Source organism: Micromonospora sp. RL09-050-HVF-A, assembly GCF_019374995.1.
Lineage (GTDB): Bacteria > Actinomycetota > Actinomycetes > Mycobacteriales > Micromonosporaceae > Micromonospora > Micromonospora antibiotica.
In genome coordinates this window covers 3,006,529-3,032,154 of sequence record NZ_JAGKQP010000002.1, presented here as the reverse complement: position 1 = coordinate 3,032,154, position 25,626 = coordinate 3,006,529, and the positions used below count along the sequence as shown (strand labels likewise).

The following is a 25,626-nucleotide window of genomic DNA, read 5'->3' as shown; positions in this document are numbered from 1 at the left end:
CACCGGCCGTCCGTCCGCCCGCCGGGCACCGGACACCAGCGGGCCGTCGGGGCGGTGGGGGAGACCGGCGGTGCGGCGTGCCGTCCGTGGGTGGACGCGTACCCTTGGGCTCCATGAGTGCTCCGTCCACGACCCCGCGCCCCGCCGCGGCCACGCCCGACGACGCGGCGGTCGCGTCGCCGCACCACGACACCACGCTGTCGGTGTGGCCCCGGCTGGAGGCGCTGCTGCCCCAGGTGACCAAGCCCATCCAGTACGTCGGTGGCGAGCTGGGCGCGGTGGTCAAGGACTGGGACGCGGCGACCGTCCGATGGGCGCTGATGTATCCCGACGCGTACGAGGTGGGCCTGCCCAACCAGGGTGTGCAGATCCTCTACGAGGTGCTCAACGAGCTGCCCGACGTGCTGGCCGAGCGGACGTACGCGGTGTGGCCCGACCTGGAGGCGCTGATGCGCACCCACGGCGTGCCGCAGTTCACCGTCGACGCGCACCGCTCGGTGCGCCGCTTCGACGTGTTCGGGGTCTCGTTCTCCACCGAGCTGGGCTACACCAACCTGCTCACCGCGATCGACCTGGCCGGCATCCCGATGCTGGCGGCCGACCGCACCGAGGCCGACCCGGTGATCGTGGCCGGTGGGCACGCCGCGTTCAACCCGGAGCCGATCGCCGACTTCATCGACGCCGCCGTGCTCGGCGACGGCGAGGAGGCGGTCCTGGAGATCACCACGATCGTCCGGGAGTGGAAGGCGGAGGGTTCCCCGGGTGGCCGCGACGAGCTGCTGCTGCGGCTGGCCCGCACCGAGAGCGTCTACGTGCCGCGCTTCTACGACGTCGACTACCTGCCCGACGGTCGGATCCAGCGGGTGGTGCCCAACCGCCCGGACGTGCCGTTCCGGGTGCACAAGCGCACGACGATGGACCTGGATGCCTGGCCGTACCCGAAGAAGCCGCTCGTGCCGCTGGCCGAGACGGTGCACGAGCGGTACGCGGTGGAGATCTTCCGGGGCTGCACCCGGGGTTGCCGGTTCTGCCAGGCCGGCATGATCACCCGCCCGGTGCGGGAGCGGTCGATCACCACCGTGGGGCAGATGGTCCAGCAGGGGCTGGAGTTCTCCGGCTTCCACGAGGTGGGGCTGCTGTCGCTGTCGTCGGCCGACCACTCCGAGATCGGCGACATGTGCTCCGGCCTGGCCGAGCAGTACGCCGGCACCAACGTGTCGCTGTCCCTGCCGTCGACCCGGGTGGACGCGTTCAACATCGACCTGGCACAGGAGCTGTCCCGCAACGGACGGCGGACCGGGCTGACCTTCGCCCCGGAGGGCGGGTCGGAGCGGATCCGCAAGGTCATCAACAAGATGGTGTCGAAGGACGACCTGATCCGCACGGTGGTCACCGCGTACACCAACGGTTGGCGGCAGGTGAAGCTCTACTTCATGTGCGGCCTGCCCACCGAGACCGACGCCGACGTCCTCGAGATCGCCGACATGGCGCACGAGGTGATCCGGGCCGGGCGGGCGGCCACCGGCTCCAAGGACATCCGCTGCACCGTCTCGATCGGCGGGTTCGTGCCCAAGCCGCACACCCCGTTCCAGTGGGCGTCGATGGAGCGGCCCGAGGTCATCGACGGTCGGCTCAAGCTGCTCAAGCAGGCCATCAACGCGGACCGGTCGCTCGGCCGGGCCATCGGTTTCCGCTACCACGACGGCGAGCCGTCGCTGATCGAGGGGCTGCTCAGCCGGGGTGACCGCCGGGTCGGTGCGGTGATCCACGAGGTGTGGCGCAACGGTGGCCGGTTCGACGGCTGGAGCGAGCACTTCTCGTACCGGCGTTGGGTGGACGCCGCCGCCGCGGTGCTCCCGGGCTTCGGCGTGGACCTGGACTGGTACACCACCCGGCAGCGCGACGAGCTGGAGGTGCTGCCCTGGGACCACCTCGACTCGGGCCTGGACAAGGACTGGCTGTGGCAGGACTGGCAGGACTCGCTGGGCGAGTACGAGCAGGACGACTGCCGGTGGACCCCGTGCTTCGACTGCGGCGTCTGCCCGTCGATGGACACCGAGATCCAGATCGGGCCCACCGGCCGTAAGCTCCTGCCGCTCACCCCGGTCACCGCGCTGAAGGTGCCCACCGGCGCCCAGCAGTGACCGCCGACGGGGCGGGGCCGGCGCGCTGTGGCGGGCCGCCCGTCCCGTTCCGACGATCGTGAAGCTATCGTCACCGGCAGTTCGCGCCCCGGGTCGACCCGGGGCGCGGCACCACCGGCCGGCGTCAGACCGAGGAGTACGACGATCAGCAGGAAACCACAGCCGGAGGGCGGGCAGGCGCCGGTCGTCCAGCGTGTCCGGATCCGGTACGCCAAGCGCGGGCCGTTGCGGTTCACCTCCCACCGGGACTTCGCCCGTGCCTTCGAGCGGGCCCTGCGCCGGGCCGCCGTGCCGGTGGCCTTCTCCCAGGGCTTCACCCCGCATCCGAAAATCTCCTACGCCAGCGCCGCCCCCACCGGCGTCGCCAGCGAGGCGGAGTACCTGGAGGTCGGCCTCCAGGCGACGGTCGACCCGGAGCAGCTGCGGCTGGCCCTCGACGCGGCGCTCTCACCGGGCCTCGACGTGCTGGAGGTGGTCGTCGCCGCCGGGGGGAGCCTGGCCGAGCGGATCGAGGCGTCGCACTGGCGCATCGAGCTGCCCGACGTCGACCCGGACGTGGCACGACGGGCGGTGGCCGCCTTCGTGGCCGCCGACGAGGTGCAGGTCGAGCGGATGACCAAGCAGGGCCGACGGACGTTCGACGCCCGTGGCGCGGTGACCCACATCGATGTGCTGCCGCCGGGGGAGACGCCTTCCGGGGCAGCGGACTCGTCATGTGCGATACTCGAACTGGTCATACGGCAGGTCACCCCGTCCGTACGACCCGATGACGTCCTTTCCGGCCTCCGCGTGGTGGCCGCCCTGGAGCCGCCGGTCTCCCCGAGGGTGATCCGGCTGGCGCAGGGCGTGTTGACCGCGCAGGGTGCGATCGTGGATCCGTTGGACGCGGATCGCGACGGGGCAGCCATCGGAGAACACTGACCGTCGGTCAGCGTTCTGGCAGGCAGACTTCGGCGGTCGCGCACGTCGCGTGCCCGGCGGAAACACTTTTGCGGCGATCCTGCGTGGCAGCGCTCACCCGCGCCCGGGGCCGCCAGAACTGGAGAACGTCCATGCTCGAGAACGAGCCCGAGGGCGGCGAACGGACCGGTTCCCAGCCGGCCGGCGACACCGCCGACAGCACCGTCGACGGCGGCACGGGAGCCGCCGCCACGCCACCGGAGGGCGCTGCGGCGTCGCCGGACGGCGCGGCGGCCCCCCGACCCGGCGGCGGACCACCCGACGGCGGGTCGCGCCGCTGAGCCAGCCGGAGTTGACCGGGGGAGCGCCCGCCGAGGCGTCCGCCACCGCCACCTCGGCCACCGACGAGTCACAGCAGGCCGAGGTGATCGTCCCGGTCGCCGGTGAGTTGGACTCCGCGCCGAAGACCACCCGACGTCGCCGCAAGGCCACCCCGGCCAAGGCGGCCGAGGAGCCGGTGGTCGCCGACGGGGTGGAGGAGGGCAGCGCGGAACTCGTCCCGCCGGTGAAGGTGACCCGTACCCGGCGGAAGAAGGCCGTCGCCCCGGCGGCGACCGAGCCACCCGCCGAGACCCCGGCCGCGCCGCTGCCGGCCGCCGAGGCCCCTGCTGCTCCGGCGGCGGTGGCTCCGGTTGCCGCAGCTCAGGAGCCGGCCGTCGCGGCGGAGGAGCCCGCCGTGGAGGCGGCTGCCCCGACCGAGCCGACCGTCGCCGACGAGGCCGAGGAGCCCCTGGTCGGGGAGCCCGTCGCGGAGGAGCCCGCAGCCGACCGGCCGACCTCCGTGTCGACGCCGCCGGCCGCGGCCGGTAACCGGACCGGGGAGGTGCCGCCCGGGGTCGCCGTGCCGGCCGCCGACGAGGCGGTGGAGCCGGCCGAGCCGCAGCCGCGGACCCGTCGGCGACGGGCCGCGATCGCCGCCCCGACGGTCCTGTTCATGGCCCCGCAGCCGGAGGAGCTGCCCACCTTCCGGGTGGTCGAGCCCGGCCCGGCCGCCGAGGCGCCGGTCGAGGAGCCCGCCGAGGAGCCCGTCGAGACCGGGCGGCGGCGTCGCCGTGGCCGCCGGGAGACCGAGCCGGTCGAGGCCGTCGAGCCGGTCGAGCCCGTCGTGGAGGAGCCCACCGGCGAGGCCGAGGAGGGCGCCGAGGACGACGGCGACGACGAGGACGACGACGAGTCGGCCGCCGCGCGCCGCCGACGCCGCCGGGGTCGGCGGGGTCGGGGCCGGGGCAAGGGCGGCGCGGACGACGCCGACGAGGACGACATCGAGGAGCCGGCCCAGGCCGAGGCCGAGGGGGACGACGCCGAGGACGAGGGCGACGGGGACGGGCTGACCCGTCGTCGGCGTCGGCGTCGCCGTCGGGGTGCCGGGGACGTCGAGGGTGGCGCCGACGACGGCGTACCCACGGTGGTCAAGATCCGGGAGCCCCGCAAGGCCGTCGACGAGGTGCAGGGCGTCTCCGGCTCGACCCGGCTGGAGGCCAAGCGCCAGCGTCGCCGGGACGGCCGGGAGCAGCGCCGGACCCGGCCGCCGATCCTGAGCGAGTCGGAGTTCCTGGCCCGCCGGGAGGCGGTCGACCGGGTGATGGCGGTCCGCCAGCGCGGCGACCGGACCCAGATCGTGGTCCTGGAGGACGGCGTCCTGGTCGAGCACTACGTCACCCGCAACTCGTCGGGCACCATGGCCGGCAACGTCTACCTGGGCAAGGTGCAGAACGTCCTGCCCAGCATGGAGGCGGCCTTCGTCGACGTCGGGCGGGGCCGCAACGCCGTCCTGTACGCCGGTGAGGTCAACTGGGACAGCAGCGGCCTGGAGGGGCGTTCGCGCTCGATCGAGCAGGCGCTGCGCTCCGGCGACTCGGTGCTGGTCCAGGTCACCAAGGACCCGATCGGCCACAAGGGTGCCCGGCTGACCAGCCACGTCGCGCTCTCCGGCCGGCACCTGGTCTACGTGCCCAACGGCAACGCCTCCGGGATCAGCCGCAAGCTGCCCGACAACGAGCGCAAGCGGCTGCGCGACGTGCTCAAGAAGCTGGTCCCCGACGGCGCGGGCGTGATCGTCCGGACCGCCGCCGAGGGGGCCAGCGAGGACGAGTTGGCCCGGGACGTCAAGCGGTTGCAGGCCCAGTGGGAGGACATCCAGGCCAAGGCGACCGGTGGCGGCGCTCCGGTGCTGCTCTACGAGGAGCCCGACCTGGTCATCCGGGTGGTCCGGGACCTGTTCAACGAGGACTTCCGCGAGCTGGTCATCGAGGGTGAGCAGTCGTACGGCATGGTCGAGTCGTACCTGTCGCACGTCTCGCCGGACCTGGTCGACCGGGTGCGCCGGTACGTCGGCACCGCCGACGTGTTCACCGAGTACCGCATCGACGAGCAGATCATCAAGGGGCTGGACCGCAAGGTCTTCCTGCCCTCCGGTGGTTCGCTGGTGATCGACCGTACCGAGGCGATGACCGTCATCGACGTCAACACCGGCAAGTACACCGGCTCCGGGGGCAACCTGGAGGAGACGGTCACCCGCAACAACCTGGAGGCGGCCGAGGAGATCGTCCGCCAGCTGCGGCTGCGCGACATCGGCGGCATCGTGGTGATCGACTTCATCGACATGGTGTTGGAGTCCAACCGGGAGCTGGTGCTGCGCCGGCTCACCGAGTGCCTGGGCCGGGACCGCACCAAGCACCAGGTGACCGAGATCACCTCGCTTGGCCTGGTGCAGATGACCCGTAAGCGGATCGGCGCCGGCCTGCTGGAGGCGTTCAGCGAGCCCTGCGAGTGCTGCAAGGGCCGGGGCCTGGTGATCCACACCGAGCCGGTGCCGGAGAAGCCGCGTGCCGTCAACGGCGGCGCGGGCGACCGGGTCAAGGCCGTCGCCTCGGCGGTCACCGCCCCGGCGGCCGAGCCGCCGGTCAGCGCGTCGTCGCGGCGGCGGGCCCGCAAGGCGGCCACGGCGGAGCGGACCGTGGTCGAGACCACCGACGCCACCGACGTCGAGGTCGCCGCCCCGGCGGTCGACGCCGGCTACGACGACACCATGGGCTACGACCTGTCCCGGTACGAGACGCAGACCCCGGCCGTGGCCGACGCCCAGACGGGCGAGTCGGCCCGGCTCGCGGGGGCGGACGACCCGGACGCGCTCGGCGAGGCCGACGGCGACGACGACGGCGGGGAGGCCGGCACGGGCCGGCGTCGTTCCCGCCGGGGCGGTGCCCGTCGCCGTACCCGGCCGTGACGGGCTGACCCGCACCTGGCAGCACCGGACCCCTTCCCCGGCACACCGCCGGTGGGAGGGGTCCTGCCGTGCCGGTGGCCGACGATACGATCGGGCACCCCGGCTAGGAGATGACATGCGCCGCCTGCCCGCCGCCATCGTGGTGGCCACCGTCCTGCTGACCGGCGTCGGGTGCTCCGGCGACCGGGCCGACCCGCCGACCACCTCCGGCCAACCGTCCGGTGCCGTGACCCCCGCCACCGTGGTCCCGTCCGCCGTGGTGAGCGGTTCCCCGGCGGGTGGCAACGGGCCGCAGGTGTGCGCCGACGCGGAGGCCGCGTCGACCACGGCGGTGCGCACCTACGTCGAGGAACTGGGCAAGATGATCGCGGCGGTCGGCGCGAACGACAGCACGGCGGCGGACACCGCCCGCAAGCGGGCGGAGACGGCGCTGACCACGTGGCGGACCGTGTTGCGGCAGCAGTCCGGCCGGGCCACCGACCCCCAGTTGAAGGCCCTGCTCGCCGACCTGGCCACCGAGATCGGCCGGCTCGGCACCGACGTCGACTCGATCGACGAGACCGAGCTGGACCGGCTCCAGCAGCGGCTGGACCAGCTCTGCTCCCGCTGACGGCGGTCGGTGGCGGTGTGGTCGGTCGACCCGCCCGGCCGCCGGGAGGGCCGCTCGACAGGGGGGGTCGGTTTGGGGCGCGGGTGGATGATGGCGTACTCTTTCCTGCGGCGCACTTTGGTGTGCCGAGTTCCCGCGTGCCCGCGCTGCCGGTGTCACAGCTACCCGGCGAGTTGCCATGGGAACGACCGCCAGCAGCCTCAACGACAGGGAGTCCGCCTCCGATGTACGCGATCGTCAAGACCGGCGGCAAGCAGTACAAGGTCGCCGAGGGCGACGTGATCGAGGTCGAGAAGCTCACCGGTGCCCCCGGTGACGCGGTGAAGCTCACCGCGGTGCTCCTCGTCGACGGTGACGACCTGGTGACCGACGCGGCGAAGCTTGCCAAGGTCGCGGTGTCCGGCGAGATCGCCGCGCACACCAAGGGCCCGAAGATCCGGATCCACAAGTTCAAGAACAAGACCGGCTACCACAAGCGCCAGGGTCACCGCCAGCCGTTGACCCAGGTCAAGGTGACCGGCATCTCCAGCGGGAAGTAGGTCGTCGGACAATGGCTCACAAAAAGGGTGCGTCCAGCTCGCGTAACGGTCGTGACTCCGCGGCCCAGCGACTCGGCGTGAAGCGCTTCGGTGGTCAGGTCGTCAGCGCGGGTGAGATCCTCATCCGTCAGCGTGGCACCAAGTTCCACCCCGGTGACCTGGTCGGCCGTGGTGGCGACGACACGCTGTTCGCGCTGGCCGCCGGCTCGGTCCTGTTCGGCACCAAGCGGGGTCGCAAGACCGTCAGCATCGTGCCGCAGTAGCTCGAAGGCGAAGCGGGCCGCGGACCTCGGGTCCCGGCCCGCTTCGCCGTTTCAGGTGGGGGATGCTCCCACCGCCGGGTGCCCGTCGCCGTCGCGCCGGGGCCCGGGGGTGTTTTCAGGTGCGGGGCCGGACCCCGCTGGAAGGATTGGCGTCGTGACGACGTTCGTTGACCGGGTCGTCCTGCACATGCAGGCCGGCGACGGCGGGCACGGCTGTGTCTCCATCCACCGGGAGAAGTTCAAGCCCTTCGGCGGCCCGGACGGGGGCGACGGCGGACACGGCGGCAGTGTCTCGCTGGTGGTCGACCCGCAGGTGACCACGCTGCTGGACTTCCACTTCCGCCCGCACATGAAGGCCGAGAACGGCAAGGGCGGCGCGGGTTCGAACCGGGACGGCGCCAAGGGCCACGACCTGCTGATCAAGGTGCCGAACGGCACGGTCGTGCAGACCCTCGACGGTACGGTGCTGGCCGACCTGGTCGGTGTGGGCACCACCTTCGAGGCGGCGCGGGGTGGGCGCGGCGGGCGGGGCAACGCCTCGCTGGCCAACGCCCGACGCAAGGCGCCCGGCTTCGCCGAACTGGGCGAGCCCGGTGACCGGCTCGACGTGGTGCTCGAACTCAAGAGCGTCGCCGACGTCGGCCTGGTCGGTTTCCCGTCGGCGGGCAAGTCGTCGCTGATCTCGGTGATCTCCGCCGCCAAGCCGAAGATCGCCGACTACCCGTTCACCACCCTGGTGCCCAACCTGGGCGTGGTCCGGGTGGACAACCACACCTTCACCGTCGCCGACGTGCCGGGTCTGATCCCGGGTGCGGCCACCGGCAAGGGGCTGGGCCTGGAGTTCCTGCGTCACGTCGAGCGGTGCGCCGTGCTGGTGCACGTGGTCGACACGGCGACCCTGGAGCCGGGCCGGGACCCGTTGGCCGACATCGACACCATCGAGGCGGAGCTGGCCGAGTACGGCGGGCTGGCCGACCGGCCCCGGCTGGTGGCGCTCAACAAGGTCGACGTGCCCGACGGGCAGGACCTCGCCGACATCGTCCGCCCCGACCTCGAGGCGCGTGGGTTCCGGGTGTTCGACGTCTCCGCGGCCACCCGGGAGGGGCTCAAGGAGCTGACGTACGCGATGGCGGAGCTGGTCGACCAGGCCCGCCGTGCCGCGCCGCCGGCCGAGCCGACCCGGGTCGTGATCCGCCCCACGGCGGTCGACGACTCCGGCTTCACCATCGAGGCGGCGGCCGACGGCTCGTTCACCGTCCGGGGGGTCCGACCCGAGCGCTGGGTACGCCAGACGAACTTCGACAACGACGAGGCGGTCGGCTTCCTCGCCGACCGGCTGGCCCGGCTGGGGGTGGAGGAGAAGCTGGCCAAGGCCGGCGCGAGCCCCGGTGACCTGGTCCGGATCGGCGAGCGGGAGTTCGACTGGCAGCCGACCCTGTATGCCGGCGTCGACTTCGTCCCCGGCAACCGGGGCACCGACGTGCGGCTGGAGGAGAAGTCGTCGCGCCCCGCGGCGGCCGAGCGGCTGGCCGCCCGCAAGGCCCGCCGGCAGCGCCCCGAGGACGAGCTGGCCTCGGCCCCGCATGACCTGCCGGACGACGACGAGGATGACGACGAGGACGAGGAGTAGCCCCGTACCGGTCGGGCCCGGGTCGTTTTCCGGAAACCTCCGCGAAACGGACCCGGCCTAGCGTGGGGTGATGCTGATCGAGTCCCGTCCCGCCACCGACCCGGAGGTCGACGCGCTGGTCGCCGCCCAGCAGCGGGAGCTGCGCGAGGCCGACGGCGGGCTGGACGGGCAGGCCACGGTGGTGCACGACGGCATCCGCTACCTGGTGGTGGTGGACGGCGGCCGGGTGGTGGCCTGTGGTGGTGTCCAGTCCCTCGACGCCGACACCGGCGAGTTGAAGCGGATGTACGTCCGCCCGGGTTACCGGGGGCGGGGGATCGCCCGGCAGTTGCTCAGCGCGCTGGAGGAGTTGGCGTTCCAGCAGGGCCACTCGGTGCTCTGCCTGGAGACGGGCAGTTACCTGCCGGCTGCGATCGGCCTCTACACCTCCTGCGGCTACCGGCCGATCCCGGTCTACGGCGAGTACGTCGACAACCCGTACAGCGTGTGCTTCGCCAAGCGGCTGCCCGTGGCGGCCTGAACGCGAGGGTCAGCCCCGGTCGGGTGGGACGTCCAGCCGACCGCCCGTGCCGGCGTCGTTGGACAGCAGCAGGCCGACGGCGAGCATGCCGAGGCCGAGCATGAGGTGCAGCCAGCTGTCCGCGTCGTTGAACGGCACGATGTTGGCCGGGGTGTCCCGGGTGACGGCGAAACCGTAGAGCCAGAGCGCCAGGTAGAGCACCCCGCCTACGGTGAGGTAGAGCCGGGCCCCGCCGAGCCGGCGGGCCAGCACCAGGCCGACCAGGCCGAAGACGAGGTGCAGCAGGTTGTGCAGCACCGACACCTGGAACACCCCGAACAGTTCCGCGCCGGAGTGGTGGCCGGCGAAGGCCAGCTCCCCGTAGCCGGTGGTGACGCCGGGGACGAAGCCGAGGATGCCGAGCAGCAGGAAGACGGCCGCGACGATGGTGGCGACCATCTGGACCCGGGGCTTCGGGGCGGCCGGGGCGGGCCGTCGCGTGGCGTGGGCCATCGCTGTCACCTCCAGGGGCCGACGGTCGGACGATCTCCATATTCTGGGCGGTGTGGCGGCCCTGGGCGGGGGAAACGACGAAAGGACCCCGACCACCTGCTGCGGCACCCGCGCGGTGGCGGCCGGCCGGCAACGGCCGGTTCCGGCGGCCGGACCCCATGACCGGCCGGCCGGTCGGGCCCGGTCAGCGGCCCGGGTGGTCGGTGAGTCCCGGTCAGCGGCCCGGGGTGGTCGGGTGAGTCCCGGTCAGCGGCCCGGGCGGTGGGTCAGGCCCGGTCAGCGGCCCCGGGTGGCGGGATCGGCGCGGATCCACCGGGTCAGGTCGCTGGGCTCCACCGGGGTCAGTTGGCGACGCAGCGCCCGTACCGAGTGGGCCGGCAGCCGGACCCGTCGACCGGCGTGGCGGACCCCGCCGCGACCCACCCGACGGGCCAGCGCGAGCCAGCCGCAGACCCCGCGTTCGAGCAGCCAGAACGGCGCGGCCAGCGCGGTGGTCGGGGGGAACACCGCCGATCCGCCGGCCCGCCGTCGGCCGACCTCCGCCACCGCCACCGCAGTGGCCGCCGCGCCGGCCAGCAGACCCGGCCGGCGGGCCAGCACCGCGGTCAGCGCCCCGGGCAGCACCGCCAGCGCGACCAGCAGCCGTGCCGGCCGGGCCAGGTCGTCGTACGCCTGGCGGACCCGCTGCCTGCGGAAGTGCGCCACACCGGGCGGCAACCGTCGTACGTAGAGCCAGGCGGGGCTGGCCTCGGTCCCGCCGTACGCCCGGACGGTGCGGACCAGTTCCAGGTTCTCGAAGAGCACGTCCGGGTCGTAGCCGCCCATCGCCCGGAAGGTGCTGCGCCGCACCGCCAGGGTGCCCGGCCGGTCCGCGCCGAACGCCCGGTTGAGCAGGGTCCGACCGGTGTCCCACCAGGCGTGCCAGGGCAGCGGGTGGAAGTAGTGCTGCGGGCGGACCAGGTCGGCGGTGTCCAGCAACCGGTGCACCGCCCGCAGCCCCGCCTCGTCGTACCGGACGTCGTCGTCGGCGATCACCACGTGTTCGTGCCGCGCCGCCGCCACCCCGGTCAGCACCGCGCGCACCGTGGCGTTGACGCCGTGCACCGTCGGATCGGGTGGCAGGTGGCGCAGCAGGCCGTGCCAGCGGGCGGCGTGCCGGGCGAAGACCTCCGGCGGTGAGCTGTCGACCACGGTCACGTCGACCAGCCGGCCCAGCGTGCGCAGGTAGCCGGTCAGCTCGTCCGGGCTGTCGTCGTCACCGTGGCACAGCGGTAGGACGTACTCGACGGGGAGCCGGGGTGGGCCGCCCGGCGTGGCGGTCGGGCGGGACCCGACCGGGACCGGCCGCGCGGCGGGGGCGCTCATCCGCCCGCCGCCCAGTGGCCCTGGAAGGTGCCGGTACGGCGGTGCCGGCCGGTGCGGCGGGCCCGGCGGGTGACGGTGGCGGGCAAGGGTCCTCCCGGTGACGGCGGTCCCCGGGCATCCCCCACCCGCGCCGTGACAAACCGCGTGGCTCCCCGGTACGCCTCGGTTCACCCGCCGGTGTCCGGCAACCCCGCGCCCGGCTACCGGCTTCCAGTCCCCGATGCCCGATGCCCGACGCCCGGTGCCCGGTGCCCGGTGCCCGGCGCCCGGTGCCCGGTGCCCGGCGCCCGGCGCCCGGCGCCCGACGTCAGGCTTCTGGTTTCCGGCTCCCGGGTCGGCTCCCCGGTCGGGTTCGGGTGGCGGGACTGGTCAGTCGGCCCGGCGGCTCAGTCGGCGCGCTGGACGCCGGTGAGCACGAAGCCGCTGGGGGGCAGGGTCGGGACCCGCGACAGGTCCAGGGCCAGGTCCTGTGGTGGCACCTGGTAGTCCATCGCCCCGGCCAGCAGACCGACCGCCTGTTTCATCAGCTCGATGGTGATCCACTCCCCGGCGCAGCGGTGGCCGCCCAGGTGGCTGCCTCCGCCCTGCGGCACGAAACCGTACGGGTCGTCGCGCCAGCCGGCGAACCGCTCCGGGCGGAACTGCTCCGGTTCGGGCCAGAGCCGGGGGTGGTGGTTGGTGCCGTACAGGTCGAGCAGCACCCGGCGGTCCTTGGGAAAGTGGTGTCCCTGCCACTCGAAGGAGTGCCGCACCCGGGCGAAGGCGACCGGGAAGAAGGGGTAGTAGCGGCGTACCTCCTGGACGAACCACTCGGTCGGCTCGTCGCCGGTGCGGACCCGGTCCCGCCAGGCCGGGTGGTCGTGCAGGGCCAGGGCGGCGAAGACCACGTACCGGTCGACGGCCACGGTGGGGCGCAGCACGTTGATCAGTTCCACCGCGGCGACCCGGCGGGGCAGCAGCCGCCCCTGGGCGTCGCGGTGTTCGGCGATGACCGCCAGCGCGCTTCCCGGCGGCGCGGCCAGGGTGCCGATCCGTACCCGCTCCACCACGTCGGCGATCCAGCGTTCGGCGCGCAGGCGTCCGCGCAGACCACGCCAGTGCCGAAGACCCAGTGCGGCCGGCCCGTCGATCATGGCCTGCATCTGGGCGTTGCGCCGGACGACCTCGCTCTCCGGCAGCGGTACGCCCGCCCAGGCGCAGACGGCCCGCAGGAGCAGTGGGCCGACCTCGTCGCGCAGCACCACCGGGCCGGGTCCACCCCAGCTCGCCAGTCGGGTGCGCCACTGGTCGGCGAAGAGTTGGCCGAGCCGCGCGACGCCCGACGGGGTCATGATCGACATGAACATGGCCTTGCGTTCGGTGTGGGCCGCGCCGTCGAGGCCCTGCACCCCGCCCTGCCCGGTCAGCGTCCGCTGGCCCCGCTTGGGTGCCGCCCCGGCCCGCCGGAACCGCTCGGTGTCGTAGAACAGCTCCGCCGCGTCCCGCCCGCGTAGGAAGATCGTCGGTTCCAGCAGCAGCCGCGCGGTGAAGATGTCGGTGTCGTAGCGCTCGCACCGGGTGCTGATGAACCGGTAGCCCTCGCGGAAGAACGCCAGGGTGCTCTCCGGGCTGCGGTCGGCCGGGGTGGTGGCCATCGGGCTCTCCTGACGCGGTGACGGTGGGCGGACCCGGCTGGTCGGCCTTGGGTGTTCTACCCGGGTTTGGGGCATTTAATCCCCCGGCCGGCCCCCGCCACCGCGGCGGGCCGGGTCGGCTGTGGGCCAGCAGCCGGGCGACCGCTGGCCCCTCCCGCGACGCCGGAAACCTGCTTGGCTCAGCGGTACGGCCACCACGGGGGCCGGTTCGACGACGGGGGAGGCCCGATGCGGGAGAACACACCGCCGTACTGGCGGGAGCGGCGGCTGGTCGACCTGCCCGGTGGGCCGGGTGGGGTCCGCCCGCCGGATCAGCCGCTTATCCGGCGTCCCCGTCGGCCACCCCGAGACTTCACCGTGCACCTGGGTTTCGCCGCCGACGGGCCGGAGCAGGCCCGGGAGTTGGCGGTGGCGTACGCGCAGGCACTGAGCCTGCTCCGCCCGGAGCTGGTGCTGGCCTCGGCCGCCCTGTCACCGGCCGGCTCCTGGCGGGCCGCGCAGCGGCTCTTCTGTCACGTCGTCGGCCCGGACGGCGAGCGCTGCGTCGACGTCGCCGGCCACCCGGGGTTCCATTACGCACCCGGGCCGGGCGGGCTCGGCTGGGGCGAGGGGGACGGGTGAGCCGGGGGCCCGACACCGGTCGACCGGCCGGCCGCCCGATGGCCAGCCGGACGCCCACCGGGCCGGTGCCCCCGGGGGTAGGGTGTCTCGCCACCTACCGCCCGGGGGTCGGCGTCCGGCACTCAGTCGAGGTCGAACTCGCCGTCCTGCGCGCCTGCGACGAACGCGTCCCACTCGGCCTGGGTGAAGACCAGGACCGGGCCGTCCGGCTCGGCCGAGTTGCGCATCCCGATCAGGTCGTCCACGAAGGCCACCTCGACCGCGCTGTCGGAGGTGTCTCCCTCGGCTCGCTGCCAGACCGCCCGGGACAGGTCGAAGTCGCCCTTGGGGTGCTGACCCATTGTTGATCCTCCATTGCCGCGCGTATCGGGAAGCCCGGCCGGCTCCCCGTCGGGCAGGATAAGCGGATGCCGAGCCTGACCCGTGTAGAGGCGACCGCGCGTCGCGCACTGATCGATGTCGAGTCCTATCAGGTGGACCTCGATCTGACCGGTAGCGAGGAGCGCTTCCGGTCGACGACCACCATCCGGTTCCGGGCCACCGCCGGTGCCGAGACCTTCGTCGAGGTCAAGCCCGCGACCCTGGAGACGGTCCGGCTCAACGACCGGGAGCTGGACCCGGGAGCGCTCACCGACGGCCGGTTCCCCCTCACCGGGCTGGCGGCGGAGAACACCCTCACGGTCACCGCCGAGATGGCCTACTCCAACACCGGTGAGGGGATGCACCGGTTCGTCGACCCGGCCGACGGGGCGACGTACCTCTATGCGATGTCGTTCCTGGACGAGGCGCCGCGCATCTTCGCCGCCTTCGACCAGCCCGACCTCAAGGCCCCGGTGACCCTCGCGGTGACCGCCCCGCCAGAGTGGACGGTGGCCGCCAACGGCCCGCTCACCGCCAACCCGGCCCCGGGCCGCTGGGAGTTCGCCCCCACCGCGCCGCTGGCCAGCTACTTCGTCACGCTGATCGCAGGCCCCTGGCACGTCCGGCGGGACGACCACGACGGCATCCCGCTCGGCGTCTACTGCCGGCAGTCGTTGGCCACCCACCTCGATGCCGACCTCGACGAGATCCTCACCGTCACCAAGCAGTGCCTGGACCGCTTCCACCAGCTCTTCGCCGAGCCCTACCCGTTCGTCAAGTACGACCAGGCGTTCGTGCCGGAGTTCAACGCCGGGGCGATGGAGAACCCGGGCCTGGTCACCATCCGCGACGACGACATCTTCCGCTCGGCGGTCACCGACAGCGAGCGGGAGCAGCGGGCCACCACCATCGCCCACGAGATGGCCCACATGTGGTTCGGTGACCTGGTCACCATGCGCTGGTGGGACGACCTGTGGCTCAACGAGTCCTTCGCCGAGTACCTGGGCAACCGGGTCACCGCCGAGGCGACCCGGTTCGACCGGGCCTGGACGACCTTCGCGATCCGCCGCAAAGCCTGGGGGTACGCCGCCGACCAGCGCCCGTCCACCCATCCGGTCGCTCCGGACGAGGTCGCCGACGCCGCCCAGGGCCTGCTCAACTTCGACGGCATCTCGTACGCCAAGGGCGCCAGCGTGCTCCGCCAGCTCGTCGCCTGGCTCGGCGACGACGCCTTCCTGGCCGGGCTCAACCGGCACTTCGCCGCCCACCGCTTCGGCAACGCCACCCTGGCCGACCTGCTCGCCAACCTCAGCGCCGCCAGCGGGCGGGACCTCACCGACTGGGCCGCCCGGTGGCTGCGTCAACCGCAGGTCAACACGCTGCGGACGGAGACCTCGGTGGACGCCGACGGCCGGTGGTCCTCGGTGGCCGTGGTGCAGACCGCGTCGCAGGAGTACCCGGTGCTGCGCCCGCACCGGATCGCCGTCGGCCGGTACACCCCCGACGGCGCGGCCGAACGGATCGAGGTCGACCTCGACCCGGCCGCCGACCGGGGGCGTACCGAGCTGCCCGAGCTGACCGGTCGGGTCGCCGAGGGCCTGCTCCTGCCCAACGACGGTGACCTCACCTTCGCCAAGATCCGGCTCGACCCGGCGTCGGCGGACGCGGTCGGCACCGTGCTGCCCACGCTCACCGACCCGCTGGCCCGCGCCCTGCTCTGGGAGGAGTCGTTGGACGCGGCGACCGACGGCGAGCGGCCGGTGTCGGCGGTGGTGTCGTTGCTGACGGTGGCCCTGCCCGCCGAGACCGAGGTGGCCGTCGCCGAGAGCGTGCTCGCCCGCAGTCGCAACCTGGTCGACCGCTACCTCGACCCGCTCGCCCGCGACGCCGCCCTGCTGCGGACGGCCGAAGCGTGCGCCACGTTGCTCGCCGCCGCCCCGGCCGGCGGTTCGCTGCAACTGGCCGCTGCCCGGGGGCTGCTCTCCGCCACCGCCGACGCCGACCTGCTGGCCGGGTGGCTCGCGGGCCGGGAGGTGCCGGCCGGGCTGGCCGTCGACGCCGAGCTGCGCTGGGCGCTGCTGCACCGGCTGGTGGTGCTGGGTGCGGCCGGCGAGCCCGAGATCGCCGCCGAGGCGTCGGCCGACCGCAGCGCCACCGGTGCCGAGCGGGCCGCCCGGTGCCGGGCGGCCCGGCCCGAGGTGGCCGCGAAGGACGCCGCCTGGGAGATCATCACCCGGGACACCAGCTGCTCCAACCGGCTCGTCGAGGCGGCGGCCGAAGGGTTCTGGCAACCCGAGCAGGCTGAGCTGACCGGCACGTACGTCGACCGGTACTTCACCGAGATGCCGGCGGCGGCGCGACGGCGTACCGCGTGGGTGGCCGAACGGGTCGCCCGGCTGGCCTTCCCCCGGTACGCCGTGGCCCAGCCCACCCTGGACTCGGCCGCGGCCCTGCTCAGCCGGGACGACCTCACCCCCGGGCTGCGGCGCAGCGTCGTCGACGCCGCCGACGACCTGCGCCGGGCGCTGGTCGCCCGGACGGCGGTCGCCGCTGCCGCCGCCTGACGGGGCCGGTGGGGATGCCCGGCATCCCCACCGGCCGCTCAGGCGGGGTGGGCCGGGCCTACGATCATCGGGTGGAGGAAGACATCCGGCGGATCGGCATCATGGGCGGCACCTTCGACCCGATCCATCACGGCCACCTCGTGGCGGCCAGCGAGGTGGCGGACCGGTTCGGCCTGGACGAGGTGGTCTTCGTGCCGACCGGCCAGCCGTGGCAGAAGGCGGACACCCCGGTCAGCCCGGCCGAGGACCGTTACCTGATGACGGTCATCGCCACCGCCTCCAACCCGCGTTTCCAGGTCAGTCGGGTCGACATCGACCGTGGTGGCCCCACCTACACCGTCGACACCCTGCGTGACCTGCACCACGAGTACGGCCCGAAGGCGCAGCTGCACTTCATCACCGGCGCGGACGCGTTGGAGCGGATCCTGTCCTGGAAAGACCTGGACGAGATCTTCGCGTTGGCCCACTTCATCGGGGTCACCCGGCCCGGGTTCGCGTTGACCGACGAGCACCTGCCCGCCGACACGGTCAGCCTGGTGCAGGTGCCCGCGATGGCGATCTCGTCGACCGACTGCCGCGACCGGGTCGGTCGGGGGGAACCGGTCTGGTATCTGGTGCCCGACGGTGTGGTGCAGTACATCGCGAAACGACGGCTCTACCAGCAGTGATTCCGCCCGGTAACCGCCAGTTCGTCCCGGTAACCGGCCAGAACTGACAAGTCGTCTCCGCGTCGGGTGTGAGACGCTTGACGGGTCGCACGGTTGATCGAAGGAGAACGGTGACAGTTTCCGAACGCGCTCACGAGCTGGCGATGGCCGCCGCCCAGGCTGCGGCTGACAAAAAGGCGCAGGACATCGTCATCATCGACGTGGGTGACCAGCTCGCCATCACCGACGCGTTCCTGGTGGCCTCGGCGCCCAACGAGCGCCAGGTGATGGCCATCGTCGACGCCATCGAGGAGCGGTTGCTGGAGCTGCCCGAGAAGGCCAAGCCGCTCCGCCGCGAGGGCGAGCGCGGTGGCCGCTGGGTGCTGCTCGACTACGTCGACATGGTGGTCCACGTCCAGCACACCGAGGAGCGCGAGTTCTACGCCCTCGACCGGCTCTGGAAGGACTGCCCGCAGCTCCCGTTCGTCGACCGCGACCTGGTCGACGCCGACGCCACGGGTGCCGCCGCCGAATGACCCGCCTGATCATCTGGCGGCACGGCAACACCGACTGGAATGCTGCCGGCCGGGTCCAGGGGCAGACCGACGTACCCCTCAACGACCTCGGCCGGGAGCAGGCCCGTAGCGCCGCGCCGCTGCTCGCGGCGCTGCGCCCGGACGTCGTCGTCGCCTCCGACCTGTGCCGCGCCGCCGACACCGCCGCCGCGCTCGCCCAGCTCACCGGCCATCCGGTCCGCCCCGACGCGAGGCTGCGGGAACGCCACTTCGGCCACTGGCAGGGCCTCGCCCTGACCGACGCGGCCGAACGGTTCCCCACCGAGTACGCCCGCTGGCGGGCCGGCGACCCGGACCCGGGCGCGGGCATCGAACCCCTCGACGACCTCGGTAAGCGCGTCGGTACGGCGCTGCTGGCCGCCGTCGAGCTGGCCGACGGCGGCACGGTCGTGGTCGCCACCCACGGCGGCGCGGCCCGGCAGGGCGTCGGTCACCTGCTCGGCTGGGACCATGACGTGCTGCGCAGCGTCGGCGCACTGGCCAACTGCCACTGGACCGAGCTGCGTCGCAACGACGTCCGGGGCTGGCACCTGCGCGCCCACAACGTCGGCCCGCCGGCCCGGCCGGCGTCGTCCGAGCCGGTCTGAGCCGGCCGGCGCGGGCGACCCGCCCCGGCATCGGCTAGCGTGCCGGTCATGTCCGTCGCGGTCGTCACCGACTCCACCGCCTACCTGCCCCCCGAGCCGGTGCGGGCGCACCGGTTGACCGTGGTGCCGTTGACCGTCGTGCTCAACGGAGCGGAAGGGCTGGAGGGGGTGGAGACCTTCCCCGCCGACGCCACCCGGGCACTCGGCGGCCGGCGGGTCTCGGTGAGCACGTCCCGACCGTCGCCGGCCCAGTTCGTCACGACGTACCGGCGGTTGCTGGCCGACGGTGCGGACGGGGTGGTGTCGGTGCACCTGTCGGCGGAGCTGTCCGGCACGGTGGCGGCGGCCCGGCTCGCCGCCGCCGAGGTCGGTGGCCGCGTCGAGGTCGTCGACAGCCGGTCCGCCGGGATGGGGCTCGGCTTCCCGGTGCTCGCCGCCGCCTCGGCCGCCGAGACCGGTGCCGACCTGGCCGGGGTACGCGCCGCAGCGCTGGCCGCCGTCGACCGGACGACCATCTTCTTCTATGTCGACACGCTGGAGTTCCTGCGCCGGGGCGGCCGGATCAACGCGGCCGAGGCACTGCTCGGCACCGCCCTGTCAGTCAAACCGATCATGCACATGCCGGACGGCGCGATCGTGGTGCGCGACAAGGTGCGTACCGCCAGCCGGGGGGTGGCCCGCCTGATCGACCTGGCCGTCGAGGCAGCCGGCGACGCCGACGTGGACCTCGGGGTGCACCACCTCGCCGCCCCGCAACGCGCCCAGCAGTTGGTCGAGGCGCTCACCGCCCGGCTCGGCGACCGCCTGCACGACACCTACGCCTCCGAGGCGGGTGCGGTGGTCGCCGCCCACGCCGGACCGGGACTGGCCAGCGTCGTGGTCCACCGCCGGCCGGCCTGACGCGGGGTGGGTGAGCGGCACCGATGGCCGGCTCCCGCCCGTACCGCGCGCGGAGCGGGTCGTTTCGTGCCGGGGTCAGGCGCGCTTGGCGAACCCGACGAACGACCGCCAGGTCGTCGGATCGAAGGCCAGCACCGGGCCGGACGGGTCCTTGCTGTCGCGCACGGCCACGACACCGGGCAGGTTGTCCGCCACCTCGACGCAGTCGCCGGAGTTGCCACTGCTCCGCGTGCTCTTGTGCCAGATCGCGCCGGTCAGCTCCACGACTCTGCCACCTCCGAGATCAACTTGAGGGTGGCCCTTTGGGCATAGCCGCTGCGCGCACAGACTCCCAGGCCTGCCGCAGAGAGTGTACGTCCGCCGCCCGCTCGACGATCGATCCCTGTAGCTGGTTGTCCAGGTAGGCGACGTCGTCACCCTCCGCCGGGGTGGCGATCACGAAGGCGCCGTTCAGCCCGTGGTACGCCCCCGTGCCCTTCGGGACCAGGCGAATGTGGACTCGTGGCCGCTGCGCCACTTCCCGGAGGTGGAGCAACTGCTCGTGCATCACCTTCTGGCCACCGATCGGGCGCTCCAGGGCGGTGTAGTCGAACACCGCCACGAACAGTGGCGGACTGTCCCGCTCAAGGATCTCCTGCCGCTCGATCGTGACCCACTCGCGGAACCACGGCATCAGGCTCTCCCTGATCAGGGCGTCCCGTATCCGACTGAGCAGGCCGTCCGCCCGTACCGCACGTCGCCATGCGCCCGCTGTGCCGCTGCCGCAACTGCGGCAGGGAGTGGCCGTGCCAGCCGGCCAAGCTCGCGCTCCTCGTCGAGTACCGGGGAAATCGGACCGCCCTGCTCGTCTACCTCGGCACCCTGATGCAGGAGGCGGCGAGCCAACTCACCCAGCTCAACCCCGACCGGCACGCGGACCTGGCGGACCGCGTCGTCGCCTGGGCGCGGGCCCGAGGATGAGGGCCGGTGTACGTACGGGCCGACACGTCCTGCCTGCCCGTGCCATAGCAGATCCCGGCCATGGTCAGGTGGTTGTCCACAGCCCTCGTCGTCGTCCACAGCCGACCTCCGTCGGGCTGAGCGGGTGCCGTCCGTCGGCCTAACCTCGCGCCGTGTCGGAGGATGAGGAAACCATGGTGCGGCGACGGCTGTACCGGCTGACCGACGGGGTGTCGACGGTGCGGGCGGCAGGGCCGCCGGAGCCGCCACCCCGCCCGTACCGGCCGGCGGTCGGGCTTCGCGTACCGTCCGGCGACGGCGCAGGTGGGGTGCCGGCCGGACGGCCCGGCCCGGCCGGCGGCTCCAGATCCCGCCGGGCCGCCTCACCGGAGGTCGGTGGTCTCCCCGTCGGCGGTTCACCCGGGGTGGGCGCGCGCGTCGTCGACCCTCCCGCTGTCGACCGGTCGCGTCAGGCAGACCTGGACGATCCGGTCCCGGGTGGTGGGGCGCCCCGCCGCGAGGCACTCGACCCCGACCGGCTGCCCCGCCGCGAGGCACTCGACCCCGACCGGCTGCCCCGCGCCGACGGTGACGACCCGGCGTCGGTCGGTCGGCTGCCCGGCCCCGGTGCCTTCGACCCTGGCCGGCGCGGTGTCCGGGCGTTGGCTGCCGTGGCGGTGGTCGTGGTGCTCGGTGCCGGGTTCTGGGCCTGGCGGTCGCGCCCCGAGGCGGAACCGGTCCCGACGGCGACGGCGGTGGCCGGGCCGGAGTCCTCCGCCGGGTCCGCGTCGGGCCCGGCCCCGAAGCCGACAGGTGAGCTGGTGGTGGCGGTGGCCGGCAAGGTACGCCGCCCCGGGCTCGTCCGGGTGCCGGCCGGGGCGCGGGTCGCCGACGCGGTCGAGGCGGCCGGCGGTGTCCTGCCCGGCATCGACGTGGCGTTGCTCAATCCGGCGCGGAAGGTGGCCGACGGCGAGCTGATCCTGGTCGGCGTGACCGCCCCGCCCGGCGCGACCGGGCCGGACGCCGCTGCGGCCGGCCCAGCCGCGCCGGGCGGGGGTGTGCCGGGTGGCCGGGTCAACCTGAACACCGCCACGTTGGCGCAGCTCGACGCGTTGCCCGGGGTCGGTCCGGTGCTCGCCCAACGCATCCTCACCCACCGCGACCAGCAGGGCGGCTTCCGCAGCGTGGGCGACCTGCGTCAGGTCGACGGCATCGGCGACGCCCGGTACGAGCAGCTCAAGGACCTGGTGACGGTGTGACCGGCGGTCCCGGGTGGGATGACGGTGCGACCGGCGGTCCCGGGCCGCTCCCGGATCGGTGGGGCGTCACCGCCGGTCGGTGGCCAGGGCCGGGCGGACCGGCTGCCGACGGCTGCACACCGGCCACCGACCCCGGCGGTCCTGCCCCCTACCGGACCCCGGCCGGGACGCCGCTCACCGACCCCGGCGGTCCTGCCTCCGACCGGACCCCCGACCTGCGACTGGCGGGGCTGGCGGTGGCGGCCTGGCTGGCGGCGCTGAGCTGCCTGCACCTCACCACCCGCACGGCGGTCCTGCTCGCCGCATCCGCCGCCGTCCTCGCCGCGCTGCTCGCCGGGCATCTGCACGGCGTGCTGGGCACCCCGGCCACCCCGGTCCGCCGGTACGGCTGGATCGCCGTCGCCGTGTTGCTCGGCGTGGTCTGTGGCAGCACCGCCACCGGAGCCCGCCTGCACGTGCGGGACGCCGCCCCGGTGCGTGCCCTGGTCGACGACCGGGCCCGGGTCACCGCCGACCTGGTGCTCCGCGACGATCCCCGCCCGGTACGCGGCGCACCCGGCCGCCCGGCGACCCTGCTCGTCACGGCGGACCTGGCCACGCTCACCGACCCCGAGGGGCACCGCCTGCGGGCCCCGGTACGCGTGCTCGTGCTCGCCACCGACCCGACCTGGCGTGGTCTGCTGCCCGGACAGCGACTGACCGCCCAGGGGCGGCTGGCCGCACCCCGGGGCGGTGATCTCACCGCTGCCGTGCTGAGCGTGCCCGGTCCACCGGTGCGGCACGGGCCACCGCCGTGGCTCCAGCGTGCCGCCGGCACCCTGCGGGCCGGTCTGCACCGCGCGTGCGCCCCGCTCCCGCCCGACCAGGGTGGTCTGCTGCCCGGCCTGGTCGTCGGGGACACCAGCCGGTTGCCGGCCACCGTGGAGGAGGACTTCCGCGCCACCGGGATGACCCACCTCAACGCGGTGTCCGGGTCGAACGTGGCGATCGTGGTCGGCGCGGTGCTGCTGCTGGCCCGCTGGGTCCGGGCCGGTCCCCGGCTGGCGGTGATCCTCTGTGGGCTCGCCCTGATCGGTTTCGTCGTCCTGGTCCGCCCCTCGCCCAGCGTGGTCCGGGCGGCCACCATGGGGGCGATAGGGCTGGCCGCGTTGGCTGCCGGGCGTCCCCGGGCGACCCTGCCTGCGCTGGCCGCGACAGTGGCCGTGCTGGTGCTGGTCGACCCGGAGCTGGCCGGTGACGCCGGTTTCGCGCTGTCCGTACTGGCCACCGGTGGGCTGCTGCTGCTCGCCCCGGGCTGGCGGGACGGGCTGCGTCGCCGGGGCGTACCGGCGGGGTTGGCGGAGGCGCTCGCCGTTCCGGCGGCGGCCCAGCTCGCCTGCGGGCCGGTGGTGGCGGGCATTTCCGGCACGGTGAGCCTGGTGGCCGTACCGGCGAACCTGCTCGTGGTGCCGGCTATCGCCCCGGCCACGGTGCTGGGGGTGGCGGCGGCGGTCGTCTCCCCGGTGTGGCCGGCCGGTGCGGAGTTCACCGCCTGGTTGGCGAGCTGGCCGGCCTGGTGGCTGGTCACCGTGGCCCGGGTCGGGGCCCGTCTGCCGGCCGGCACCCTGCCCTGGCCGGGCGGACTGCCGGGCGCGTTGCTGCTGGCCGGGCTGACCCTGGGGTTGTTGCTGGCCGTCCGCCGCCCGTTGGTCCGCCGGCTGGTGGCGGTCGGTGCGGTGGCGGTGGTGCTGGGCACCCTCCCGGTCCGGCTGGTCGCCAGCGGGTGGCCGCCACCCGGGTGGGTGGTGGTGGCCTGCGCCGTCGGCCAGGGAGACGCCCTCGTGTTGCCGGTGACGGCAGGCCGGGCGGTGGTGGTGGACGCCGGCCCGGAGCCGTCGGCGGTGGACGGCTGCCTGCGCCGGCTCGGCGTCCGGGAGGTTTCGCTGCTGGTGGTCAGCCACTTCCACGCCGACCACGTCGGGGGTGTGGCCGGGGTGTCCCGGGGCCGACGGGTGGCCATGGTGGTCGCCCCGGCGTTGGCCGAGCCGGCGGCGGGACGGGAGTCGGTGACGCTCGCGGCCGGTGCCGCGCGGCAGGTGGTGCCGGCGGCGGGCTGGTCGTACCGGTCGGGTGGGGTGGAGTTGGTCGCGCTCGGTCCGCCCTATCCGATGCGGGGCACCCGGTCCGACCCGAACAACAACTCCCTCGTCCTGCGGGCCACCGTGGCCGGTGTCCGCATCGTGCTGCCGGGGGACGCGGAGACGGAGGAGCAGCGGGCACTGCTGGACCGGACGCCGCCGCAGGAACTGCGGGCCGAGGTGCTCAAGGTGGCCCACCACGGCAGCGCATACCAGGAGCCGGCCTTCCTCGATGCGGTCCGGCCGATGGTCGCGTTGGTGCCGGTGGGAGCCGACAACGACTACGGCCATCCGAGTCCGGTGATCCTGGATCGGCTCACCCGAGCCGGTGCCCGGGTGCTGCGTACCGACACCGACGGGGACGTGGCGGTGGTGCTGCGGTCCGGCCGGCTGGCAGTGGTCGGTCGGGGCCTGCCCCCGGGTCGCCGCTGACCCGGGTGGGACGAAACGGTGCTTCCGGGCCTGCCCCGGTTGGTGGGGTGGGCGGCTGGCCAGCCCGGGGCAGGCCGGACGAAGGTGAAGGGAAATCCGGAATCAGAGCCATATTGCGCCCACTGCCCGACAATCAAGGTAAATGTCTATATTTGCGCTGAGTGCGGGGTGGGCCGTCGCAGCCGTCGACGAGCAGGCACGATCAGCCGCCGAGCGTGCCAAGATGAGCGACGTGACCGGCGTCGACCTTGCTCCTATTCTGCTCGTCCTCGGCGACGAGGAGCTGCTCGCCACGCGCGCGGTGAGCGAAGCCGTGGCGAAGGCCCGTAGCGTCGACCCCGAGGTCGACGTCCGGGAATACCAGGCCGGGGCGTTGGCCGTCGGCGAGATCGCCGAGATGCTCAGCCCGTCGTTGTTCGGCGGGCGGCGGGTGCTGGTGCTGCGGTCCGCCCAGGATGCCCGCAAGGACCTGGTCACCGCCCTGCTCGGCTACGCGAAGAACCCCGACCCGGACGTCCAACTGGTGGCGCTGCACCTGGGCGGGGGCAAAGGCAAGGCGTTCGCCGACGGGCTGCGCGCCGCCGGGGCGACGGTCATCGCGGCGGCGAAGCTCAAGGGGCACCGCGAGCGGGTGGCTTTCGTCCGCGACGAGATCCGCCGGGGCGGTGGCAGGTGCACCGACGACGCGGCCGACGCGTTGATCGCCGCCGTCGGCACCGACCTGCGGGAGCTGGCCGCCGCCTGCTCCCAGCTGATCGCCGACACGGATGGGCGGATCGGCGCGGACACGGTGTCCCGCTACTACCGGGGTCGGGTCGAGGTGAGCGGCTTCACCGTCGCCGACGCCACCATGATCGGCGACGTCCCCGCCGCGCTGGAGGCGTTGCGCTGGGCGCTGCACGTCGGGGTCGACCCGGTGCCGATCGCCGACGCCCTCGCCGACGGGGTCCGGACGGTGGCCCGGGTCGCAGCCGCCGGCCGGGGCGATCCGTACCAGCTGGCGAGCACCCTCGGCATGCCCGCCTGGAAGATCAAGAATGCCCAGCAGCGGGCCCGGGGCTGGACACCGGAAGGGCTGGTCGAGGCGATGCGGGCGGCGGCCGAGTGCAACGCGGCGGTCAAGGGCGGTGCCGACGACCGGGCGTACGCCCTGGAGAAGGCGGTCTTCTCGGTCGCCGCCGCCCGGCAGGGCACCGCCCGGTGACCGGCCCGATCCGCCCGGCGGCCGGCCACCTGCGGCAG

General features: G+C 73.9%; 23 protein-coding genes and 1 pseudogene. 18 read left to right on the top strand and 6 right to left on the bottom strand.

Annotation, left to right across the window (positions count from 1 at the left end):
- Positions 1 to 113 precede the first annotated feature (113 nt).
- From J7462_RS13035 to J7462_RS13000, 8 genes and pseudogenes are all read left to right on the top strand, one after another.
- Positions 114 to 2,144 carry a TIGR03960 family B12-binding radical SAM protein gene (locus J7462_RS13035; RefSeq protein WP_219464312.1) on the top strand — a complete coding sequence of 677 codons (2,031 nt, stop codon included), beginning with the start codon at positions 114 to 116 and terminating at the stop codon, positions 2,142 to 2,144.
- A 201-nt stretch (positions 2,145 to 2,345) separates the two neighbouring features.
- Complete coding sequence (locus J7462_RS13030) at positions 2,346 to 3,065, top strand: TIGR03936 family radical SAM-associated protein (protein ID WP_219470294.1); 720 nt, start codon at positions 2,346 to 2,348, stop codon at positions 3,063 to 3,065.
- A 131-nt stretch (positions 3,066 to 3,196) separates the two neighbouring features.
- Positions 3,197 to 6,330: pseudogene (locus J7462_RS13025) on the top strand (ribonuclease E/G).
- 115 nt (positions 6,331 to 6,445) lie between these two features.
- The gene (locus tag J7462_RS13020; RefSeq protein ID WP_219464311.1) at positions 6,446 to 6,940 is read left to right on the top strand and encodes a hypothetical protein; all 495 of its coding nucleotides are present in this window, start codon (positions 6,446 to 6,448) and stop codon (positions 6,938 to 6,940) included.
- Positions 6,941 to 7,164: 224 nt separating this feature from the next.
- Positions 7,165 to 7,479, top strand: a complete 315-nt coding sequence (gene rplU / locus J7462_RS13015) for a 50S ribosomal protein L21 (protein ID WP_067312477.1) — start codon at positions 7,165 to 7,167, stop codon at positions 7,477 to 7,479.
- Positions 7,480 to 7,490: 11 nt separating this feature from the next.
- Positions 7,491 to 7,742, top strand: a complete 252-nt coding sequence (gene rpmA / locus J7462_RS13010) for a 50S ribosomal protein L27 (RefSeq protein WP_088647594.1) — start codon at positions 7,491 to 7,493, stop codon at positions 7,740 to 7,742.
- Positions 7,743 to 7,896: 154 nt separating this feature from the next.
- Positions 7,897 to 9,372 (top strand): GTPase ObgE, encoded by a 1,476-nt coding sequence (obgE, locus tag J7462_RS13005; RefSeq protein ID WP_219464305.1) that lies wholly within the window; start codon positions 7,897 to 7,899, stop codon positions 9,370 to 9,372.
- Positions 9,373 to 9,442: 70 nt separating this feature from the next.
- The gene (locus J7462_RS13000) at positions 9,443 to 9,892 is read left to right on the top strand and encodes a GNAT family N-acetyltransferase (protein ID WP_219464303.1); all 450 of its coding nucleotides are present in this window, start codon (positions 9,443 to 9,445) and stop codon (positions 9,890 to 9,892) included.
- A 9-nt stretch (positions 9,893 to 9,901) separates the two neighbouring features.
- On the opposite strand, the gene J7462_RS12995 is transcribed toward J7462_RS13000, so the two are convergent.
- From J7462_RS12995 to J7462_RS12985, 3 genes are all read right to left on the bottom strand, one after another.
- Entirely contained in the window at positions 9,902 to 10,330 is a 429-nt protein-coding gene (locus J7462_RS12995; protein ID WP_374197577.1) for a DUF4383 domain-containing protein, read from the bottom strand.
- Between the two features lie 330 nt (positions 10,331 to 10,660).
- Entirely contained in the window at positions 10,661 to 11,749 is a 1,089-nt protein-coding gene (locus J7462_RS12990) for a glycosyltransferase family 2 protein (protein ID WP_255597702.1), read from the bottom strand.
- 386 nt (positions 11,750 to 12,135) lie between these two features.
- Positions 12,136 to 13,383, bottom strand: coding sequence for a cytochrome P450 (locus tag J7462_RS12985; protein WP_219464300.1), 1,248 nt, complete (start codon positions 13,381 to 13,383; stop codon positions 12,136 to 12,138).
- 228 nt (positions 13,384 to 13,611) lie between these two features.
- Here J7462_RS12985 and J7462_RS12980 point away from each other — a divergent pair, with 228 nt between their 5' ends.
- Positions 13,612 to 14,004: a hypothetical protein gene (locus J7462_RS12980; RefSeq protein ID WP_219464298.1), complete on the top strand. Its 393-nt coding sequence runs from the start codon at positions 13,612 to 13,614 to the stop codon at positions 14,002 to 14,004.
- Positions 14,005 to 14,126: 122 nt separating this feature from the next.
- Here J7462_RS12980 and J7462_RS12975 read toward each other — a convergent pair whose 3' ends face one another.
- Positions 14,127 to 14,345 carry a DUF397 domain-containing protein gene (locus J7462_RS12975; RefSeq protein WP_067312494.1) on the bottom strand — a complete coding sequence of 73 codons (219 nt, stop codon included), beginning with the start codon at positions 14,343 to 14,345 and terminating at the stop codon, positions 14,127 to 14,129.
- Between the two features lie 66 nt (positions 14,346 to 14,411).
- Between J7462_RS12975 and pepN the strand changes: the two genes are divergently transcribed.
- The 5 genes from pepN (at position 14,412) to J7462_RS12950 (ending at position 19,637) form a co-directional block, all read left to right on the top strand.
- On the top strand, positions 14,412 to 16,928 hold the full coding sequence (gene pepN, locus J7462_RS12970; protein WP_219464296.1) for an aminopeptidase N: 2,517 nt from the start codon (positions 14,412 to 14,414) through the stop codon (positions 16,926 to 16,928).
- Between the two features lie 71 nt (positions 16,929 to 16,999).
- Positions 17,000 to 17,596, top strand: a complete 597-nt coding sequence (nadD, locus tag J7462_RS12965) for a nicotinate-nucleotide adenylyltransferase (protein WP_219464295.1) — start codon at positions 17,000 to 17,002, stop codon at positions 17,594 to 17,596.
- A gap of 110 nt (positions 17,597 to 17,706) precedes the next feature.
- On the top strand, positions 17,707 to 18,111 hold the full coding sequence (gene rsfS, locus J7462_RS12960) for a ribosome silencing factor (RefSeq protein ID WP_208570131.1): 405 nt from the start codon (positions 17,707 to 17,709) through the stop codon (positions 18,109 to 18,111).
- Positions 18,108 to 18,737 carry a histidine phosphatase family protein gene (locus J7462_RS12955; protein ID WP_208570130.1) on the top strand — a complete coding sequence of 210 codons (630 nt, stop codon included), beginning with the start codon at positions 18,108 to 18,110 and terminating at the stop codon, positions 18,735 to 18,737. Before rsfS ends, J7462_RS12955 begins: the two co-directional genes overlap by 4 nt.
- 48 nt (positions 18,738 to 18,785) lie before the next feature.
- Entirely contained in the window at positions 18,786 to 19,637 is an 852-nt protein-coding gene (locus tag J7462_RS12950) for a DegV family protein (protein WP_219464293.1), read from the top strand.
- Positions 19,638 to 19,712: 75 nt separating this feature from the next.
- Here the strand turns inward: J7462_RS12950 and J7462_RS12945 are convergent, their stop codons facing one another.
- Positions 19,713 to 19,901 carry a DUF397 domain-containing protein gene (locus J7462_RS12945; protein WP_219464291.1) on the bottom strand — a complete coding sequence of 63 codons (189 nt, stop codon included), beginning with the start codon at positions 19,899 to 19,901 and terminating at the stop codon, positions 19,713 to 19,715.
- 19 nt (positions 19,902 to 19,920) lie between these two features.
- The gene (locus J7462_RS12940) at positions 19,921 to 20,310 is read right to left on the bottom strand and encodes a DUF5753 domain-containing protein (protein WP_255597701.1); all 390 of its coding nucleotides are present in this window, start codon (positions 20,308 to 20,310) and stop codon (positions 19,921 to 19,923) included.
- A gap of 68 nt (positions 20,311 to 20,378) precedes the next feature.
- Between J7462_RS12940 and J7462_RS12935 the strand changes: the two genes are divergently transcribed.
- From J7462_RS12935 to holA, 4 genes are all read left to right on the top strand, one after another.
- Entirely contained in the window at positions 20,379 to 20,597 is a 219-nt protein-coding gene (locus J7462_RS12935; protein WP_219464290.1) for a flavin reductase, read from the top strand.
- Positions 20,598 to 21,001: 404 nt separating this feature from the next.
- Positions 21,002 to 21,835: a helix-hairpin-helix domain-containing protein gene (locus tag J7462_RS12930; RefSeq protein WP_374197576.1), complete on the top strand. Its 834-nt coding sequence runs from the start codon at positions 21,002 to 21,004 to the stop codon at positions 21,833 to 21,835.
- A gap of 236 nt (positions 21,836 to 22,071) precedes the next feature.
- A complete protein-coding gene (locus J7462_RS12925) occupies positions 22,072 to 24,384 on the top strand; it encodes a ComEC/Rec2 family competence protein (RefSeq protein WP_374197518.1) in 2,313 nt (770 codons plus the stop codon).
- 223 nt (positions 24,385 to 24,607) lie between these two features.
- Complete coding sequence (gene holA, locus J7462_RS12920) at positions 24,608 to 25,588, top strand: DNA polymerase III subunit delta (RefSeq protein ID WP_208570124.1); 981 nt, start codon at positions 24,608 to 24,610, stop codon at positions 25,586 to 25,588.
- The last annotated feature ends 38 nt before the right edge of the window (positions 25,589 to 25,626 follow it).